At 72.2% G+C, this 14,182-nt stretch carries 10 protein-coding genes and 1 pseudogene; 8 read left to right on the top strand and 3 right to left on the bottom strand.

What is annotated here, in order from left to right:
* Window positions 1-38: 38 nt before the first annotated feature.
* Entirely contained in the window at window positions 39-1,145 is a 1,107-nt protein-coding gene (locus ACIQGQ_RS29680) for a fatty acid desaturase family protein (protein ID WP_402401320.1), read from the bottom strand.
* 300 nt (window positions 1,146-1,445) lie between these two features.
* Here ACIQGQ_RS29680 and ACIQGQ_RS29675 point away from each other — a divergent pair, with 300 nt between their 5' ends.
* From ACIQGQ_RS29675 to ACIQGQ_RS29640, 8 genes are all read left to right on the top strand, one after another.
* Window positions 1,446-4,352: a DEAD/DEAH box helicase gene (locus tag ACIQGQ_RS29675; protein WP_402401318.1), complete on the top strand. Its 2,907-nt coding sequence runs from the start codon at window positions 1,446-1,448 to the stop codon at window positions 4,350-4,352.
* Window positions 4,349-5,704 (top strand): SWF or SNF family helicase, encoded by a 1,356-nt coding sequence (locus tag ACIQGQ_RS29670; protein ID WP_402401315.1) that lies wholly within the window; start codon window positions 4,349-4,351, stop codon window positions 5,702-5,704. The genes ACIQGQ_RS29675 and ACIQGQ_RS29670 overlap by 4 nt, the downstream gene beginning before the upstream one ends.
* Before the next feature lie 146 nt (window positions 5,705-5,850).
* On the top strand, window positions 5,851-7,200 hold the full coding sequence (locus ACIQGQ_RS29665; protein WP_402401312.1) for an esterase-like activity of phytase family protein: 1,350 nt from the start codon (window positions 5,851-5,853) through the stop codon (window positions 7,198-7,200).
* A gap of 271 nt (window positions 7,201-7,471) precedes the next feature.
* Window positions 7,472-8,959: an APC family permease gene (locus ACIQGQ_RS29660; RefSeq protein ID WP_402401309.1), complete on the top strand. Its 1,488-nt coding sequence runs from the start codon at window positions 7,472-7,474 to the stop codon at window positions 8,957-8,959.
* Window positions 8,956-9,969, top strand: coding sequence for an acetamidase/formamidase family protein (locus ACIQGQ_RS29655; RefSeq protein WP_402401306.1), 1,014 nt, complete (start codon window positions 8,956-8,958; stop codon window positions 9,967-9,969). Before ACIQGQ_RS29660 ends, ACIQGQ_RS29655 begins: the two co-directional genes overlap by 4 nt.
* Before the next feature lie 101 nt (window positions 9,970-10,070).
* Complete coding sequence (locus ACIQGQ_RS29650) at window positions 10,071-10,664, top strand: N-acetylmuramoyl-L-alanine amidase (RefSeq protein WP_402401303.1); 594 nt, start codon at window positions 10,071-10,073, stop codon at window positions 10,662-10,664.
* A gap of 105 nt (window positions 10,665-10,769) precedes the next feature.
* Window positions 10,770-12,017, top strand: a complete 1,248-nt coding sequence (locus ACIQGQ_RS29645; RefSeq protein ID WP_402401300.1) for a GAF domain-containing protein — start codon at window positions 10,770-10,772, stop codon at window positions 12,015-12,017.
* Window positions 12,018-12,117: 100 nt separating this feature from the next.
* Window positions 12,118-13,641: an aldehyde dehydrogenase family protein gene (locus ACIQGQ_RS29640; RefSeq protein WP_402401297.1), complete on the top strand. Its 1,524-nt coding sequence runs from the start codon at window positions 12,118-12,120 to the stop codon at window positions 13,639-13,641.
* Window positions 13,642-13,813: 172 nt separating this feature from the next.
* Here ACIQGQ_RS29640 and ACIQGQ_RS29635 read toward each other — a convergent pair whose 3' ends face one another.
* Both ACIQGQ_RS29635 and ACIQGQ_RS29630 read right to left on the bottom strand, forming a co-directional pair.
* The gene (locus tag ACIQGQ_RS29635) at window positions 13,814-14,083 is read right to left on the bottom strand and encodes a hypothetical protein (RefSeq protein WP_402401294.1); all 270 of its coding nucleotides are present in this window, start codon (window positions 14,081-14,083) and stop codon (window positions 13,814-13,816) included.
* 1 nt (window position 14,084) lies between these two features.
* Window positions 14,085-14,182 (bottom strand): annotated as a pseudogene (locus tag ACIQGQ_RS29630) (IS5/IS1182 family transposase); the annotation flags it as partial.

The raw sequence follows: 14,182 nt of genomic DNA, 5'->3' as shown, positions 1-14,182 counted from the left end.
GCCTGTGCGTGTCCGTCGGTTCCAGGAGCGGCGGACGTTCAGCGCAGCGGTTCGCCGACCTCGTGCATGTGCCGCAGCGCCTGCCGGTAGGACTCGACCAGCCCGGTCTCCGCGTACGGCATGCCCAGTGCCTGGCAGTGGGCCCGTACCAGGGGCTGGGCCAACCGCAGGTGGGGCCGGGGCATGCTCGGGAAGAGGTGGTGCTCGATCTGGTAGTTCAGCCCGCCCAGGAACCAGTCGGTGAGGGCGCTGCCGCGTACGTTGCGGGAGGTGAGGACCTGGCGCTGGAGGTGGCCCCATCGTTCGCCGTCCGGGTCGGGCATCTCCATCCCCTTGTGGTTCGGCGCGAAGGCCATGCCCAGGTGGAGGCCGAACAGCGCGTGGTGGAGGAGCGCGAAGGCGACGGCCTTGCCCGGCGACAGGACGGCGAGGAGGAGCGCGGCGTAGAGGCCCAGGTGGGCGACGAGGAGCAGGGCCGAGAGCAGGCGCTCCCGGGCGGGCTGCCGGCGCAGGTACTGGAAGCCGGAGACCTTGAGCGCGATGCCTTCGAGGAGCAGCATCGGGAAGAAGAGGCGGGCCTGGTTACGGGTGAGCCAGCGGGCGAAGCCGGCCCGCCGGGCGGCCTGGTGCCGGGTCCAGACGAGTGCCCCGACGGCGACGTCCGGGTCCTTGTCGATGTGGTTGGGGTTGGCGTGGTGGCGGACGTGCTTGTCGTTCCACCACGCCTCGTTCATGCCGAGCAGCAGATTGGCGTGGACGAGGCCGATGGCCCGCACCGCCCGGCCGTCGCCGGTGATCTGGGCATGTCCGGCGTCGTGCCCGATGAACGCGGTGCGCGACCAGAAGACCGCCAGCGGCAGCGCGAGGAACAGCGTCCACCAGGTGTCACCGAGCAGGAACATTCCGGTGATCACGGCGGCCAGTGCGGCCAGGTTGACGGTGATGACGGTCGTGTACCAGCCGGTCCGCCGGTCCAGCAGGCCCTGCCCCTTAACCGCCCTGAGCAAGGGCGCGAAGTCGCTGCCCCGGGGCGGGGCGGCTTCCTCCACGCCGGTTGCCGCAGGCGTGGTGGCGGGATCTTCCGCGGCAGCGCCTGCCGCACCGTCGCGGGTGGCTCCCGTCGTGGCGGCCATGGCCTGGGGCATGATGTCTCCGGTCTCTGAAAAGCTGCGTTGACCTGGAAAAACGTAGGGCTGTCGCGGGTGTGCCGACCATGGCGCCAGCACCCCGGAACCCTGGGGGCAAACCCCCTTCCCCCAGGGGGTGCTGTCTCCACCCCGGCGTCCCGGAACAGCGCCTTCCGGCATGAGGGCACAGCCAGGGGCTTGGGAACATGTCCCATGTCACAGCGATTGCGCTCACGTCGCGGGGCGGGGGTGGGGTACCCTCGGCGCCCCCGACGCCCCGACATCCCACTAGTCAAATTTGAGGAATTCGGCTTCGCTGTGCACAGACTTCCTGCCGCAACGCTCTCCGAGATTTCCGCACTCTCCGCCTGCTCCGTGGTCTTCCTCCCGGGGGACCCCTCCCGTACCGGCCGGATCGCCTTCTGGCATCCGGACGGCAGCGCTCCGCCCGACGGTCCCGGAACCGTCGAGGAGCTCACCGTCGTCGACGCCGACGCACGGCCGTACGCCGTACCGGCACGGCTCCTCCCGGTCCGGGAGGCATTGCCGGTGCTGACGCGTGCGCGCCTTTCGGCGGACGCGTCAGGCCCGGCCGCGTTCTGGGGCGCGGCCGCGCTCCTCGCCCTTCAGTTCGCCGCCCGGGGGCTGCTGCTGCCGGGGCTGAGCGCCACCGATCACGATGCCTGGCGGGTCGGCCCGCTGACCGCCGACGACCAGGCGCTGATCCGGACGCTCGCGGCCTCGATGCCGCCGTCGGCCCACGCGCTGCCCCTCGACGGTCCGGCCGGGCGGCCTCTTCTGCTCCCCGGGCCCGAACGCCTGCTGCGCGCGTTCCTCGACGCCGTGGCGGACGGGCTGCCCAGGACCCCGGCCGCCGTGGCGGCCGGCGGCGGCCCCGCCTTCGCCTCGGACGAGCCCCAGCAACTGCCCGGCGACAGGGCCTGGGCCGCCGACGTAGCGGCCGGGCACGACGCGGGCGTACGGCTCTCGCTGCGGGTGGAGGTCTCCGGCCTCACCGCACCGGAGGCGCGGAACCCGGACGCGGACGGCGCCGACGAGGGGCGGTCCGGTGGCCCGGCCTTCCGCGTGGTGCTCCAGATCCACAGCGTCAGTGACCCCGCGCTGGTCGCCGACGCCGCGGAGGTCTGGGCGGGTGACGCGCGCACGGCAGCCGCGTTCGGGCCGCGCGCCCGGATGGACGTGCTCCTGGCACTGCGCCGGGCCGCCCGCGCCTGGCCCCCGCTGTCGCCGTTGCTGTCCGCCTCGGTCCCCGACGCAGTGGACCCGGCCGACGACGAGCTCGTCGAGCTCCTCGGCCCTGCCGGGCGCGCCCTGGCCGCAGCCGGTGTCCAGGTGCACTGGCCCAAGGAGCTGGCCCGCAAGCTCACCGCACGGGCCGTGATCGGACCGCCCGACGAGGAGCGGGACGAGGAAGGAGGCGGCGCAGCCCGTACGGGGTCCGGAGCGGAGCCCCTGCTCTCCGCCGACGCGCTGCTGGCGTTCGACTGGCGGTTCGCGCTGGGGGATCAGCGGCTCGACCGGGCCGAGCTGGACCGCCTCGCCGAGGCGAACCGGCCGGTGGTGCGGTTGCGGGACCAGTGGGTGCTGATCGACCCGGAGGAGGCCCGGCGCGCCCGTGAGACCCAGGACCGCAAGGTGGCCCCGATCGACGCACTGGGTGCCGTCCTCACCGGTTCCGCCGAGGTCGACGGGCGCCGGGTCGAGGTGCAGGCCACCGGCTGGCTGGAGCGGCTGCGCCGGCGCCTGGCCGATCCGGACGGGGCCGAGCAGCGGATCGGCCCGCCCGAGGCACTGGCCGCCACCCTGCGCGACTACCAGCTGCGTGGTCTGAACTGGCTGCACACCATGACCTCGCTCGGGCTGGGCGGCTGCCTCGCCGACGACATGGGACTCGGCAAGACCATCACCCTGATCGCGCTGCATCTGCACCGCCGGACCGTCGAGTCCGCCGCCGGGCCGACGCTGGTGGTCTGCCCCACCTCGCTGATGGGGAACTGGCAGCGGGAGATCGAGCGGTTCGCGCCGGGCACACCCGTACGCCGTTTCCACGGCTCCGCGCGCAGCCTCGCGGCACTGGCGGACGACGAGTTCGTCCTCACCACGTACGGCACCATGCGGCTCGACGCGCCGAGGCTCGCGGGGACCGCGTGGGGCATGGTGGTCGCGGACGAGGCACAGCACGTGAAGAACCCGTACTCGGCGACGGCCAGGCAGCTGCGGACGATCGGCGGCCGGGCCCGGGTGGCACTCACCGGCACCCCGGTGGAGAACAACCTCTCCGAGCTGTGGGCGATCCTCGACTGGACCACCCCCGGCCTGCTGGGCCGCCTCGGCACCTTCCGCACCCGTTACGCGCGGGCCGTGGAGGGCGGTGACCCGGCGGCCGCGGAACGGCTCGCCTCTCTGGTGCGGCCGTTCCTGCTGCGGCGCCGCAAGTCCGATCCGGGCATCGCGCCGGAACTCCCGCCGAAGACCGAGACCGACCGCACGGTGTCGCTGACGGCCGAGCAGGCGGGGCTGTACGAGGCGGTGGTGCGCGAGACGCTGGACGCGATCTCCGGCGCCGAGGGCTTCGCCCGGCGCGGTCTCGTCGTCAAGCTGCTGACCGCGCTGAAGCAGATCTGCAACCACCCGGCGCAGTACCTGAAGGAGGAGGAACCGCGGGTCGCGGACCGCTCGGGCAAGGTCGAGCTGCTGGACGAGCTGCTGGACACGATCCTGGCGGAGGGGGCGAGCGTGCTGGTGTTCACGCAGTACGTACGGATGGCCCGGCTGCTCGAACGGCACCTGGCGGCACGCGGGGTCCGTACGCAGTTCCTCCACGGCGGTACGTCCGTCGCCGAGCGCGAGGCGATGGTCGGCCGCTTCCAGGCGGGCGAGGCACCGGTCTTCCTGCTGTCGCTGAAGGCGGCCGGAACCGGCCTCAACCTCACCCGGGCCGGCCATGTCGTGCACTTCGACCGCTGGTGGAATCCGGCGGTCGAGGCACAGGCCACCGACCGCGCGTACCGCATCGGGCAGACCCAGCCGGTCCAGGTGCACCGGCTGATCGCCGAGGGCACGGTCGAGGATCGGATCGCCGACATGCTGGCCCGCAAGCAGGGTCTCGCGGACGCGGTGCTCGGATCCGGCGAGGCGGCCCTGACCGAACTGTCCGACGCGGAACTGGCCGAGCTGGTAAAGCTGCGAGGGGGCGCACGATGAACGGCACGCACGAGAGCGACCACGACGCGTACGAGGGCGACGCGTACACGGGCGAGGACGAGGAGGCGACGGGCCCCGGCCAGGAGCGGACGTTCGCCGCGCTGCCGCCCGCACAGGGCCGGGGCTTCGCCGTGACGTGGTGGGGCCGGGCCTGGCTGAAGGCCTTGGAGGACACCGCGCTGGACGGCCAACAGCTCAAGAAGGGGCGGAAGTTCGCCCGGGAGGGCCGGGTGGGCGCGGTCTCCGTACGGCCCGGCCGGATCACCGCGCTGGTCCGCGACGGCGACGCCACGTACCGCAGCGACGTGCTGCTCCAGGAGCTGGACGCGGCGGAGTGGGACCGCTTCCTCGGCATGGCCGTCGAGCGGGCCGGGCACATCGCGGCGCTGCTGGACCGGGAGATGCCCCCGCATCTGGTGGAGGACGCCGAGGCGGCCGGGGTGGAGCTGCTGCCCGGGATCGGCGATCTGGACCCGGAGTGCACCTGCGAGGCATGGGACCACTGTCCGCACACCGCCGCGCTCTGCTACCAGGTGGCGCGGCTGCTGGACCAGGACCCGTTCGTGCTGCTGCTGATGCGGGGGCGCGGTGAGCGGCGGCTCCTGGACGAACTCCAGATCCGCATCGCGGCCCGCGCGGAGGGGCACGGGCCCGCCGGGGCGGACGGCAGCTCCGCCGTACCGGTCGACGACGAGGGCGTACCGGCCGACGAGGCGTTCGCGGCCCGGGACATCCTGCCCCCGCTGCCCGCGCCTCCGCCGCTGCCCGACGCGCCAGGGCCGGCTCCCTCGCTGGACACCGAGACCGAGCCGCGGGCCGGTATCGATCCGGCGGCGCTGGAGCTGCTGGCGGCGGACGGCGCGGCGCGCGCCCACCGGATGCTGGCCGATGCGCTCGCCCCCGGCCACGGGCACCAGCCGCCGCCCACGCTCCTGACACCGCGCCAGGATGCCGTGCGACTGGCCGCCGAGGCCCGGCCCGCCCCGTGGATCGCGAAGCGGCTGGCGGCCGGTTCGCGGCGGAGCCCAGCCGAGTTCGACGCGGCGGTCCGGGCGTGGCGGTACGGAGGGGTCGCCGCGCTCACCGTGCTGGAGGAGGAGTGGGTGCCGGACCGGGAGGCGCTGGCCAGGGCGCGGGCCCGGATCGCGGCGGCATGGGACGAGGGCGAGCGGCCCGCGCTGCGGGAGGAGGGCAACCGCTGGACCTCTGCGGACGGCGGCGTCCAGCTCCGGTTCGGGCCGGACGGGCGGTGGTGGCCACTGCGCGAGGAGGACGGGCGGTGGGTGCCGGCCGGTCCGGCGGACGAGGATCCGGCGGCCGCGTTGGGCGGTTCGGCCCCGGCGGAGGGCTGAGCGGGGACGACGCGGGACGTGGCGGCCCCGGGCTCCCCCGGGCCGCCGCCGCGTTCCCCCCGCGCGTTCAGTCCGATGTCACCTTCCGTTGAGAACGGACACGGAACCTGACGGCCGTCAGGACTGTTCGTTCTCCAGGAGGTTCCATGTCCGTGCGTGTTGTCCGCCGTTCCCTCGCTGCCGGGCTGCCGCTCGCCGTGCTCGCGACGGTGTGCGTGGCCGGAACGGCGACCGGTGCGCCGGACGGTCACGGACGCCCGGGGCACCAGGCCCGGGTCACCGGCACGGCCGTACTGGGCGACGTACCGCTCGGCCGGTTCAGCAACGGGCTGCTGCCGGGAACGGTCCCGGACGACCGCGGGGTGAAGCTCGGCGGCATCGGCAGCGACATCTACCCGGCGGAGCGCCCGGGCGAGTTCTGGACGGTCACCGACCGGGGCCCGAACGGGCAGATCAAGGTCGACGGGAAGAAGCGGCGCACCTTCCCGGTGCCCGGCTTCAACCCGTCGATCGTCAAGGTGCGGGTCAGCGGGAAGCACCTGCGGGTGGTGGACGCGATCCCCGTCACCACCCGCTCCGGCGCACCGGTGACGGGGCTCTCCAACCAGTCGGGCCGCGACGAGGCCCCGTACACCTATGACGCCTCGACGCCGCTGGAGTACAACCCCGACGGTCTGGACACCGAGGGCATCGTCCGCGCCGCCGACGGAAGTTTCTGGCTCGTCGACGAGTACGGCCCCTCCTTGGTGCACGTCTCGCCGCGCGGCCAGGTGCTCACCCGCTACGTGCCGCGGGGGCTCGGTCTGACCGGTGCGGACTACCCGGTCGTGGAGGCGCTGCCCGGCGTACTGCTGCACCGCAAGATCAACCGCGGTTTCGAGGGTCTGGCCCTCCTGCCGGGCGGCGACCTGGTGATCGCGGTGCAGAGCCCGCTCTCGCTGCCCGACCAGGGCGCGGGCGAGTCCTCGCGCAATGTGCGGCTGCTGCGCTTCTCCACGAAGAAGCAGGCGGTCACCGCGGAGTACGCCTACCGGTTCGACCCGGTGGACGTCGTCGACCCGGGCGAGGACGACACCTCCGAGCTGAAGATCTCCTCGGTCGTCGCGCTCGGCGGAAGCGACCTGCTGGTCGAGGAGCGCACGGACCGGGCGGCCCGGCTGCACCGGGTGACGCTCCCTCAGGGCCGGGGCATCCTCGGCTCCGCCTGGGACGACCCGACGACGTCCCCGTCTTACGAGCAGCTCGGCGACCCCGCCGCCGCGGGTGTGCCGGTGCTCCGCAAGAGCCTGGTCGTCGACCTCGGCAAGGTGCCCGGCGTGCCGGGGAAGATCGAGGGGGTGGCGGTGACCGGCCGGGACACCGTCGCGATCATCAACGACAACGACTTCGGGATGACCGACGGCCCCGAGGCGTTCGACGCCGACGGCCGTCTGGTCGACAGCGGCATCAGGACATCGGTGACGCAGATCAAGCTGCCGCGCCCGCTGCGCGGCTGACCGGAGCGCGGCGCCTGCCCGTGTGCGCCGCCCCGCCCCGGTCCCCGGCGGCCCGTCCCGCCGGGGACCGGGATCCTCGCTCCACCTCGTCCGTGACACGTCCGTACCGACATCGCCGTACATGCCGGTGTCCTCCCCCGAGCGGGGGAACCGTTTCCCTCTCCCACCGTCTTCCGCGAGCCGTGCGGCGCCCCGTACGGTAGGGCGCGCGAGACGCACGGCCGCACATCGGACACCGCCTTCCGGTCATCGGACGCAGAGGGAGCCAGGGATGTCGGGGGAATCGAACAACGGGCTGTTACGCGATGCCGTCGGGCTGCGCGAGGTCCTGTTCCAGAGTGTCACGGCGATGGCTCCCGCCGCGGCCATCGCCGCGTCGATCCCCGCCGGGGCCGCCTTCGCGGGCGGCAGTCTGCCGCTCTCGGTGGTGGTGGCCCTGGTCGCCTGCCTGTTCACCGCGTCGTGCGTCGCCGAGCTGGCCCGCCGGCTGCCGGCCGCCGGATCCGTCGCCACCTACTCCGCCCAAGGGCTGCATCCGGCCATCGGCTTCCTCGTCGGCTGGGGCTATGTCTTCGTCGAGGCGCTGGTGCCCGCGCTGCTGCTGCTCCAGCTCGGCTTCACCGTGTCGGGCACCCTGCACCAGGAGTGGTCCTCCTACCCGGCCGACCTGTGGTGGCCGTGGTCACTGCTGGGGGCGGTGATCATCGCGCTCGCCGGGTACTTCGGGGTACGGGCCTCGGCCCGTTTCGGAACCGTGCTCGGCATCTTCGAGGTGCTCGTCTTCGTCGTCTTCGCGGCGCTGCTCATCGGCCAGGCCGGTTCCGACAACACCCTCTCGGTGTTCGGCACGTCGCACACCGCGGAAGGATACGGCGGTACGAGCGGGATCTTCGCCGGTTCCGTCTACACCGTGCTCGCCTTCGCGGGATTCGAGGCCGCGGCCCCGCTCGCCGAGGAGACGAAGAACCCGAGACGCACGATGCGGCGGGCCGTACTCGGAGCGGCGCTCTCCATCGGCCTGGTGTACGTGCTGACCACGTACGCCATGTCGGTGTACTTCGGGCCCGACGAATTCGCCGGGTTCGGCAGCTCGGGCGCGGCCTCGTGGGAGGGGGTGGCCCGTGCCTCGTTCGGGCTGTTCTGGGTGCTGCTCTTCCTCGCCGTGGTCAACTCGACCGTGGCGAACGCCAACGCGTGTGCCAATGTGTCGACCCGTACCGCGTTCGCGCTCGGCCGTATCGGGGTGTTCCCGCGGGGCTTCGCCCGGCTGCACCCCCGGCGGCGCTCCCCCGTCATGGGGGTGGCGGCACAGTTCGTGATCGCGGTCGGCGCGACGCTCGGGCTCGGGTTCGCCTACGACCCGGTGACCGCGTTCACGCTGCTGGCGACGGTGATCGTCACCGTGATCATCGGTGTGTACATCATCGTGAACCTGTCGTGCGCCGGATACTTCCTGCGCCGGTGCCGCGAAGCCTTCAACCCCGTACTCCACCTTCTCTTCCCCGTACTGGGCATCGCGGCGTTCGTGCCCGCGCTGCTGACCGCCGCCGGGATCCCCGCCTTCGACTTCGTCTCCGAGCTCAGCGCACCCGTGTCGTACGCGGGCCCGGTCGTCGGTGTCTGGATGCTGATCGGGGTCGTTGTGCTGGTGGTGCTGATGCGCCGGCATCCGGAGCGGGTGGCGGAGACCGGGCGGATCCACCTCGACGACGACCCGGTACCGGCCGGGACGACTGCGACAGGAGCAGAGCAACGATGAGCGACCCCCGTGTCCTGACCGTCCGGCCCAAGGAGGGCGAGTACGCCTGGACCTTCGGCGGAGCGGCCCCGGTGGCCCGGATCGAGCCGGGCACCTTCCTCGACCTTTATACGGAGGACTGCTTCGCCGGACGGGTCCGCTCCGAGAAGGATCTGGTCTCCGAGGTCTGCGAGTTCCCGTTCCTCAATCCGCAGACCGGCCCGTTCCACGTGGTGGGCGCGGAGCCAGGGGACACGGTCGCGGTCCATTTCGTCTCGATCGAACCGGCCAGGGACTGGGCCGCCTCGACGACCGTTCCGCTCTTCGGGGCGCTCACCTCCACCCACACCACCGCTTCGTTGCAGGCCCCGCTGCCCGAGGTGGTGTGGATGTGGCAGCTGGACCGGGCACGCCGCACCTGTCTGTTCAGCGCCCGGGACAGTGACATCCAGGTGGAGCTGCCGATGGACCCGATGCACGGCACGGTCGGGGTGGCCCCGGCCAATCTGGAGGTCCGGTCCGCGCTGGTGCCGGACGCGCACGGCGGCAACATGGACACGCCCGAGATGCGGGCGGGCGTCACCTGCTACCTGGGGGTCAACGTCGAGGGCGCGCTGCTGAGCCTGGGTGACGGCCACGCCCGCCAGGGCGAGGGCGAGACCTGCGGGGTGGCCGTGGAGTGCGCGATGAACACGGTGGTGCTGGTCGAGCTGTTGAAGGGCGTCAGTACGCCGTGGCCGCGCATCGAGTCCGACACCCACCTCATGTCGACCGGATCGGCCCGTCCGCTGGAGGACGCGTTCCGGATCTCCCAGCTGGACCTGGTGCAGTGGCTCTCGCGCGACTACGGCCTGTCCGAGCTCGACGCGTACCAGTTGATCAGCCAGGCGGGCGAGGCGCCGCTGGCCAATGTGTGCGACACGAACTACACCAGCGTGGCGAAGATCCGCAAGGAATGGCTTCCCGCGGGTGACCCCCACCGTGGCCTTCACCGCCATCTGCGGGAGACATCGGCGGTGTTCGACCGCTGACACCGGCCGGGCTCCCCCACCCTGCCCGTCCCTCCTCCCGCTCCGTCCGTTCCTCCCCCTGCCCTGTCCCGCCCCTCTCCCCCCACACAACAGGAGCGCTCATGCACCGCAGAAGGATTCTCCAGGGAGCCGCCGCCACCGCGGCCGCCGCCCTGCTGCCCGCCTCCGCCCGGGCCGCGGCGGCGACCACGGCGGGCGACACTGACTACCCTCTCGCGCACTGGACGCCCGCCTCCACCTCCAACTACACGGTGTCGAGCCGCCCTTCGGCCTATCCCGTGCAGTACGTGATCATCCATGTCACCCAGGAGACGTACGGGAACACGATCGGGATCTTCCAGAATCCGGCGAAGCAGGTCTCCGCGCACTACGTGGTCCGCTCGTCGGACGGCTACGTCGGCCAGTGCGTCCGGGAGAAGGACATCGCCTGGCACGCGGGGAACTGGGACTACAACACGCGCAGCATCGGCATCGAGCACGAGGGCTGGGTGGACCAGCCCTCCTACTTCACCAATGCCCTGTACGAACGGTCCGCGCTGCTGACCGCGTCGGTGTGCGACCGGTACAACATCCCGAAGGACCGCGCACACATCCTCGCCCACGCCCAGGTGCCGGGCACCGACCACACCGACCCCGGCCCCCAGTGGGACTGGGTGCGCTACATCCGGCTCGTCAACCTGTACTCGACGGGCTGATCCGGCCGCACCACCCGAACCGGTGCTTCCGGTGCGCGGCGGTTGTCGCGGCGGCCCGCCGCGGTGACGATGGGGATGCACGATTCCCCTGGACCGGAGGGCTAGTTGAAGGACCCCTGGGTGGCGCTGGCCGCCGGCGCGGACCCCGGCGAGCGGATCGGCCAACTGCGCCGCGCGCACGAGGCGTTCACCACGGCCGGCCGACTGGAAGGACCGGTGCGGCCGGTCGTCGGTGAGTCCTGGCGGCGCTCGGCCAGGGCCCGGGTCGGTCCGGATCGCGCGCCCCTGGTCGAGCTGGGCCCGGAGGACCTGGGCCCGTACCGGGACGGGCACCCGCTGGCCCCCGTCATGCCGCTGATCCGCGAGCTGGTGGGGGCGTACGCGACCGACGGGGAGCACCTGCTCGCGGTCTGCGACGCGCACGGCAGGCTGCTCTGGGTCGAGGGTCCGGCGGGACCCCGTCGGGCCGCAGGCCGGATGAACTTCGTGGAAGGGGCCCGCTGGGCCGAGTCGGTGGCCGGAACCAATGCCCCGGGGACGGCGCTGGCCGTGGACCGGCCGGTGCAGGTCTTCGCCGCCGAGCACTACCTGCGCCCGGTGCAGCGGTGGACGTGCGCGGCGGCCCCCCTGCACGACCCGCACACCGGCCGGGTCCTGGGCGCGGTGGACATCACCGGCGGGGACGGGCTCGCCCACCCGCACAGCCTGGCGTTCGTGCAAGCGGTGGCGCGCGCCGCCGAGAGCCAGCTCGCACTGCTGGCCCCGGCGCCGGACACCAGGGTGCGGCTGAGCGCGCTGGGCCGGGACGAGGCCCTGCTGGTGGCGGGTGACCGGCGGTTGCGGCTCAGCCGGCGGCACAGCGAGATCCTGGTGACGCTCGCCCGCCGCCCCGAGGGCCTCGGCGGCGACGAACTCCTCGTCGAGCTGTACGAGAACGAGTCGGTCACTCCGGTGACCCTGCGCGCCGAGCTCTCCCGGCTGCGGCGTCTGCTGGGGCCGGACCTCCTGCTCTCCCGCCCGTACCGGCTGGCCTCCCCGGTCGACGCCGACTTCGACACGGTGGCGCGCAGGCTGGCGTCGGGGGCGGTGGCCGCGGCGATGAACGCGTACTCCGGGCCGCTGCTCCCGGCCTCGCAGTCGCCGTCCGTCATCCGCCTGCGGCGCCGGCTCGACGACCAGCTGCGGGCCGCTCTGATCGCCCGCGGCGACCCCGGGCTGCTGGCCGACTGGGCGTACAGCCCCTGGGGCGAGAACGACCTCCCGGTCTGGCGGGCACTCGCCTCGGCCGCCCGGCCCGCCCAGCGCCCGGCCCTGCTCGCCAGGGCCCATGCGCTGGAGTCCGAACAGCGCTGATCCCCGGGCGCGGCGCAACGGGGTTGCAACGTGCGGCCTCCTAGGCTCGCGCCGAGGGCCGCCCGACGGCGGGCGGCACCGGATCCGGGAGGCCACAGAGATGACCCGTTACGCCGCGCCGGGTGCCGAGGGCGCCATCGTCTCGTACGAGTTCCGCTACGACCACTGGATCGGCGGCGCGTACGTGGCGCCCGTCCGGGGCCAGTACTTCGAGAACCCGAGCCCGGTCAACGGCCGTCCCTTCACCGAGATCGCCCGCGGCACGGCCGAGGACGTCGAGCTGGCCCTCGACGCGGCCCACGCCGCGGCCCCCGCCTGGGGCGCCACCTCGGCGGCCGACCGCGCGCTGCTCCTCAACCGGATCGCCGACCGGATGGAGGCGCATCTGGAGGAGCTGGCGGTCGCCGAGACCTGGGACAACGGAAAGCCGGTGCGTGAGACGCTGGCCGCCGACATTCCGCTGGCCATCGACCACTTCCGGTACTTCGCCGGTGCGCTGCGCGCCCAGGAGGGCACCCTCAGCGAGATCGACGCCGACACGGTCGCGTACCACTTCCACGAGCCGCTCGGCGTGGTCGCCCAGATCATCCCGTGGAACTTCCCGATCCTGATGGCGACGTGGAAGCTGGCCCCGGCGCTCGCGGCGGGCAACGCGGTGGTCCTGAAGCCGGCCGAGCAGACCCCGGCCTCCATCCACGTGTGGCTGAAGCTGGTGGCCGACCTGCTGCCGCCCGGCGTCGTGAACATCGTGAACGGCTTCGGCGCGGAGGCGGGCAAGCCCCTCGCCTCCAGCCCGCGCGTCGCGAAGATCGCCTTCACCGGTGAGACCACGACGGGCCGGCTGATCATGCAGTACGCCTCCGAGAACATCAAGCCGGTGACGCTGGAGCTAGGCGGCAAGTCGCCCAACATCTTCTTCGACGACGTGTGGAACGCCGACGACGACTTCCGGGACAAGGCCCTGGAAGGCTTCACCATGTTCGCCCTCAACCAGGGTGAGGTCTGCACCTGCCCCTCGCGCGCGCTGATCCAGCGCGGGCTGTACGGCGAGTTCCTGGAGGCGGGCATCGCCCGCACCGAGAAGATCGTGCTGGGGCACCCGCTGGACACCGACACGATGGTCGGCGCCCAGGCCTCCAACGACCAGCTCCAGAAGATCCTCTCGTACCTGGACATCGGTGTGCGGGAGGGCGCGAAGATCCTCACGGGCGGGGAGCGGATCGAGTACGACGGAGAGCTGGCGGGCGGCTACTACGTCCGGCCGACGGTCTTCGAGGGGGACAACCGGATGCGGGTCTTCCAGGAGGAGATCTTCGGCCCGGTCGTCGCGGTCACGTCCTTCTCCGACTTCGACGACGCGATCAGGACCGCCAACGACACGCTGTACGGCCTGGGCGCCGGTGTCTGGACCCGGGACACCAACACCGCGTACCGGGCGGGCCGCGCCATCCAGGCGGGCCGGGTCTGGACCAACTGCTACCACGCGTACCCGGCGCACGCGGCCTTCGGCGGCTACAAGCAGTCCGGGATCGGCCGGGAGAACCACCGGATGATGCTGGAGCACTACCAGCAGACGAAGAATCTGCTGGTGAGCTACTCGCCGAAGAAGCTTGGGTTCTTCTAGCGGCACGAAAGAAGGCGCCTGACCTGGGGTTTTCCTCGGGTCAGGCGCCTCCTTGGAGCACTCGAGCCTTCCTGTGGGAGAGGTGCCGAAATACCCCCCTTCTCCCATTTCATCCCACCGGTATCCCAGTCCTGACCAGCAGTTCCGGGCCATACACGGGCCAGATTGCGGCTCAGCCCTTGGCGCTGCCGTCTTCGCTGCGCCGGCTCCACTCCTGCATCGACTCCTCGATGAGCCGGTTGGAATGCTCCTGAAGACCGTCCAGGAACTTTGCGTAGTACTGGAAGAGCACTTGGATGCTCTGACCGACCCGGCGCGCGCATTCGGCAGGATCCACGCCGGAGTGCAGCCAGAACGAGATCCCGGCGTGCCGGAGGTCATAGGGCCTCTTGGCGAGGAGCGTCGGCTGCTCATTGGGAGTCAGGGCCTTCTTACTGATCATTTCAAAATGAGGTTCGGAGTCTTCGCAAGCAGATGATGCTGCAGGCGAGTTGGAGTAGTCCGAGGTGGAGATCGGCTCGTATCTCGTAGCGGATCCGCA

Origin of the sequence: Streptomyces sp. NPDC092952, from assembly GCF_044754785.1 — a bacterium.
Classification (GTDB): Bacteria; Actinomycetota; Actinomycetes; order Streptomycetales; family Streptomycetaceae; genus Streptomyces.
Note: the sequence above shows the minus strand (reverse complement) of the source record. Positions and strands in the feature narration are given on the sequence as shown.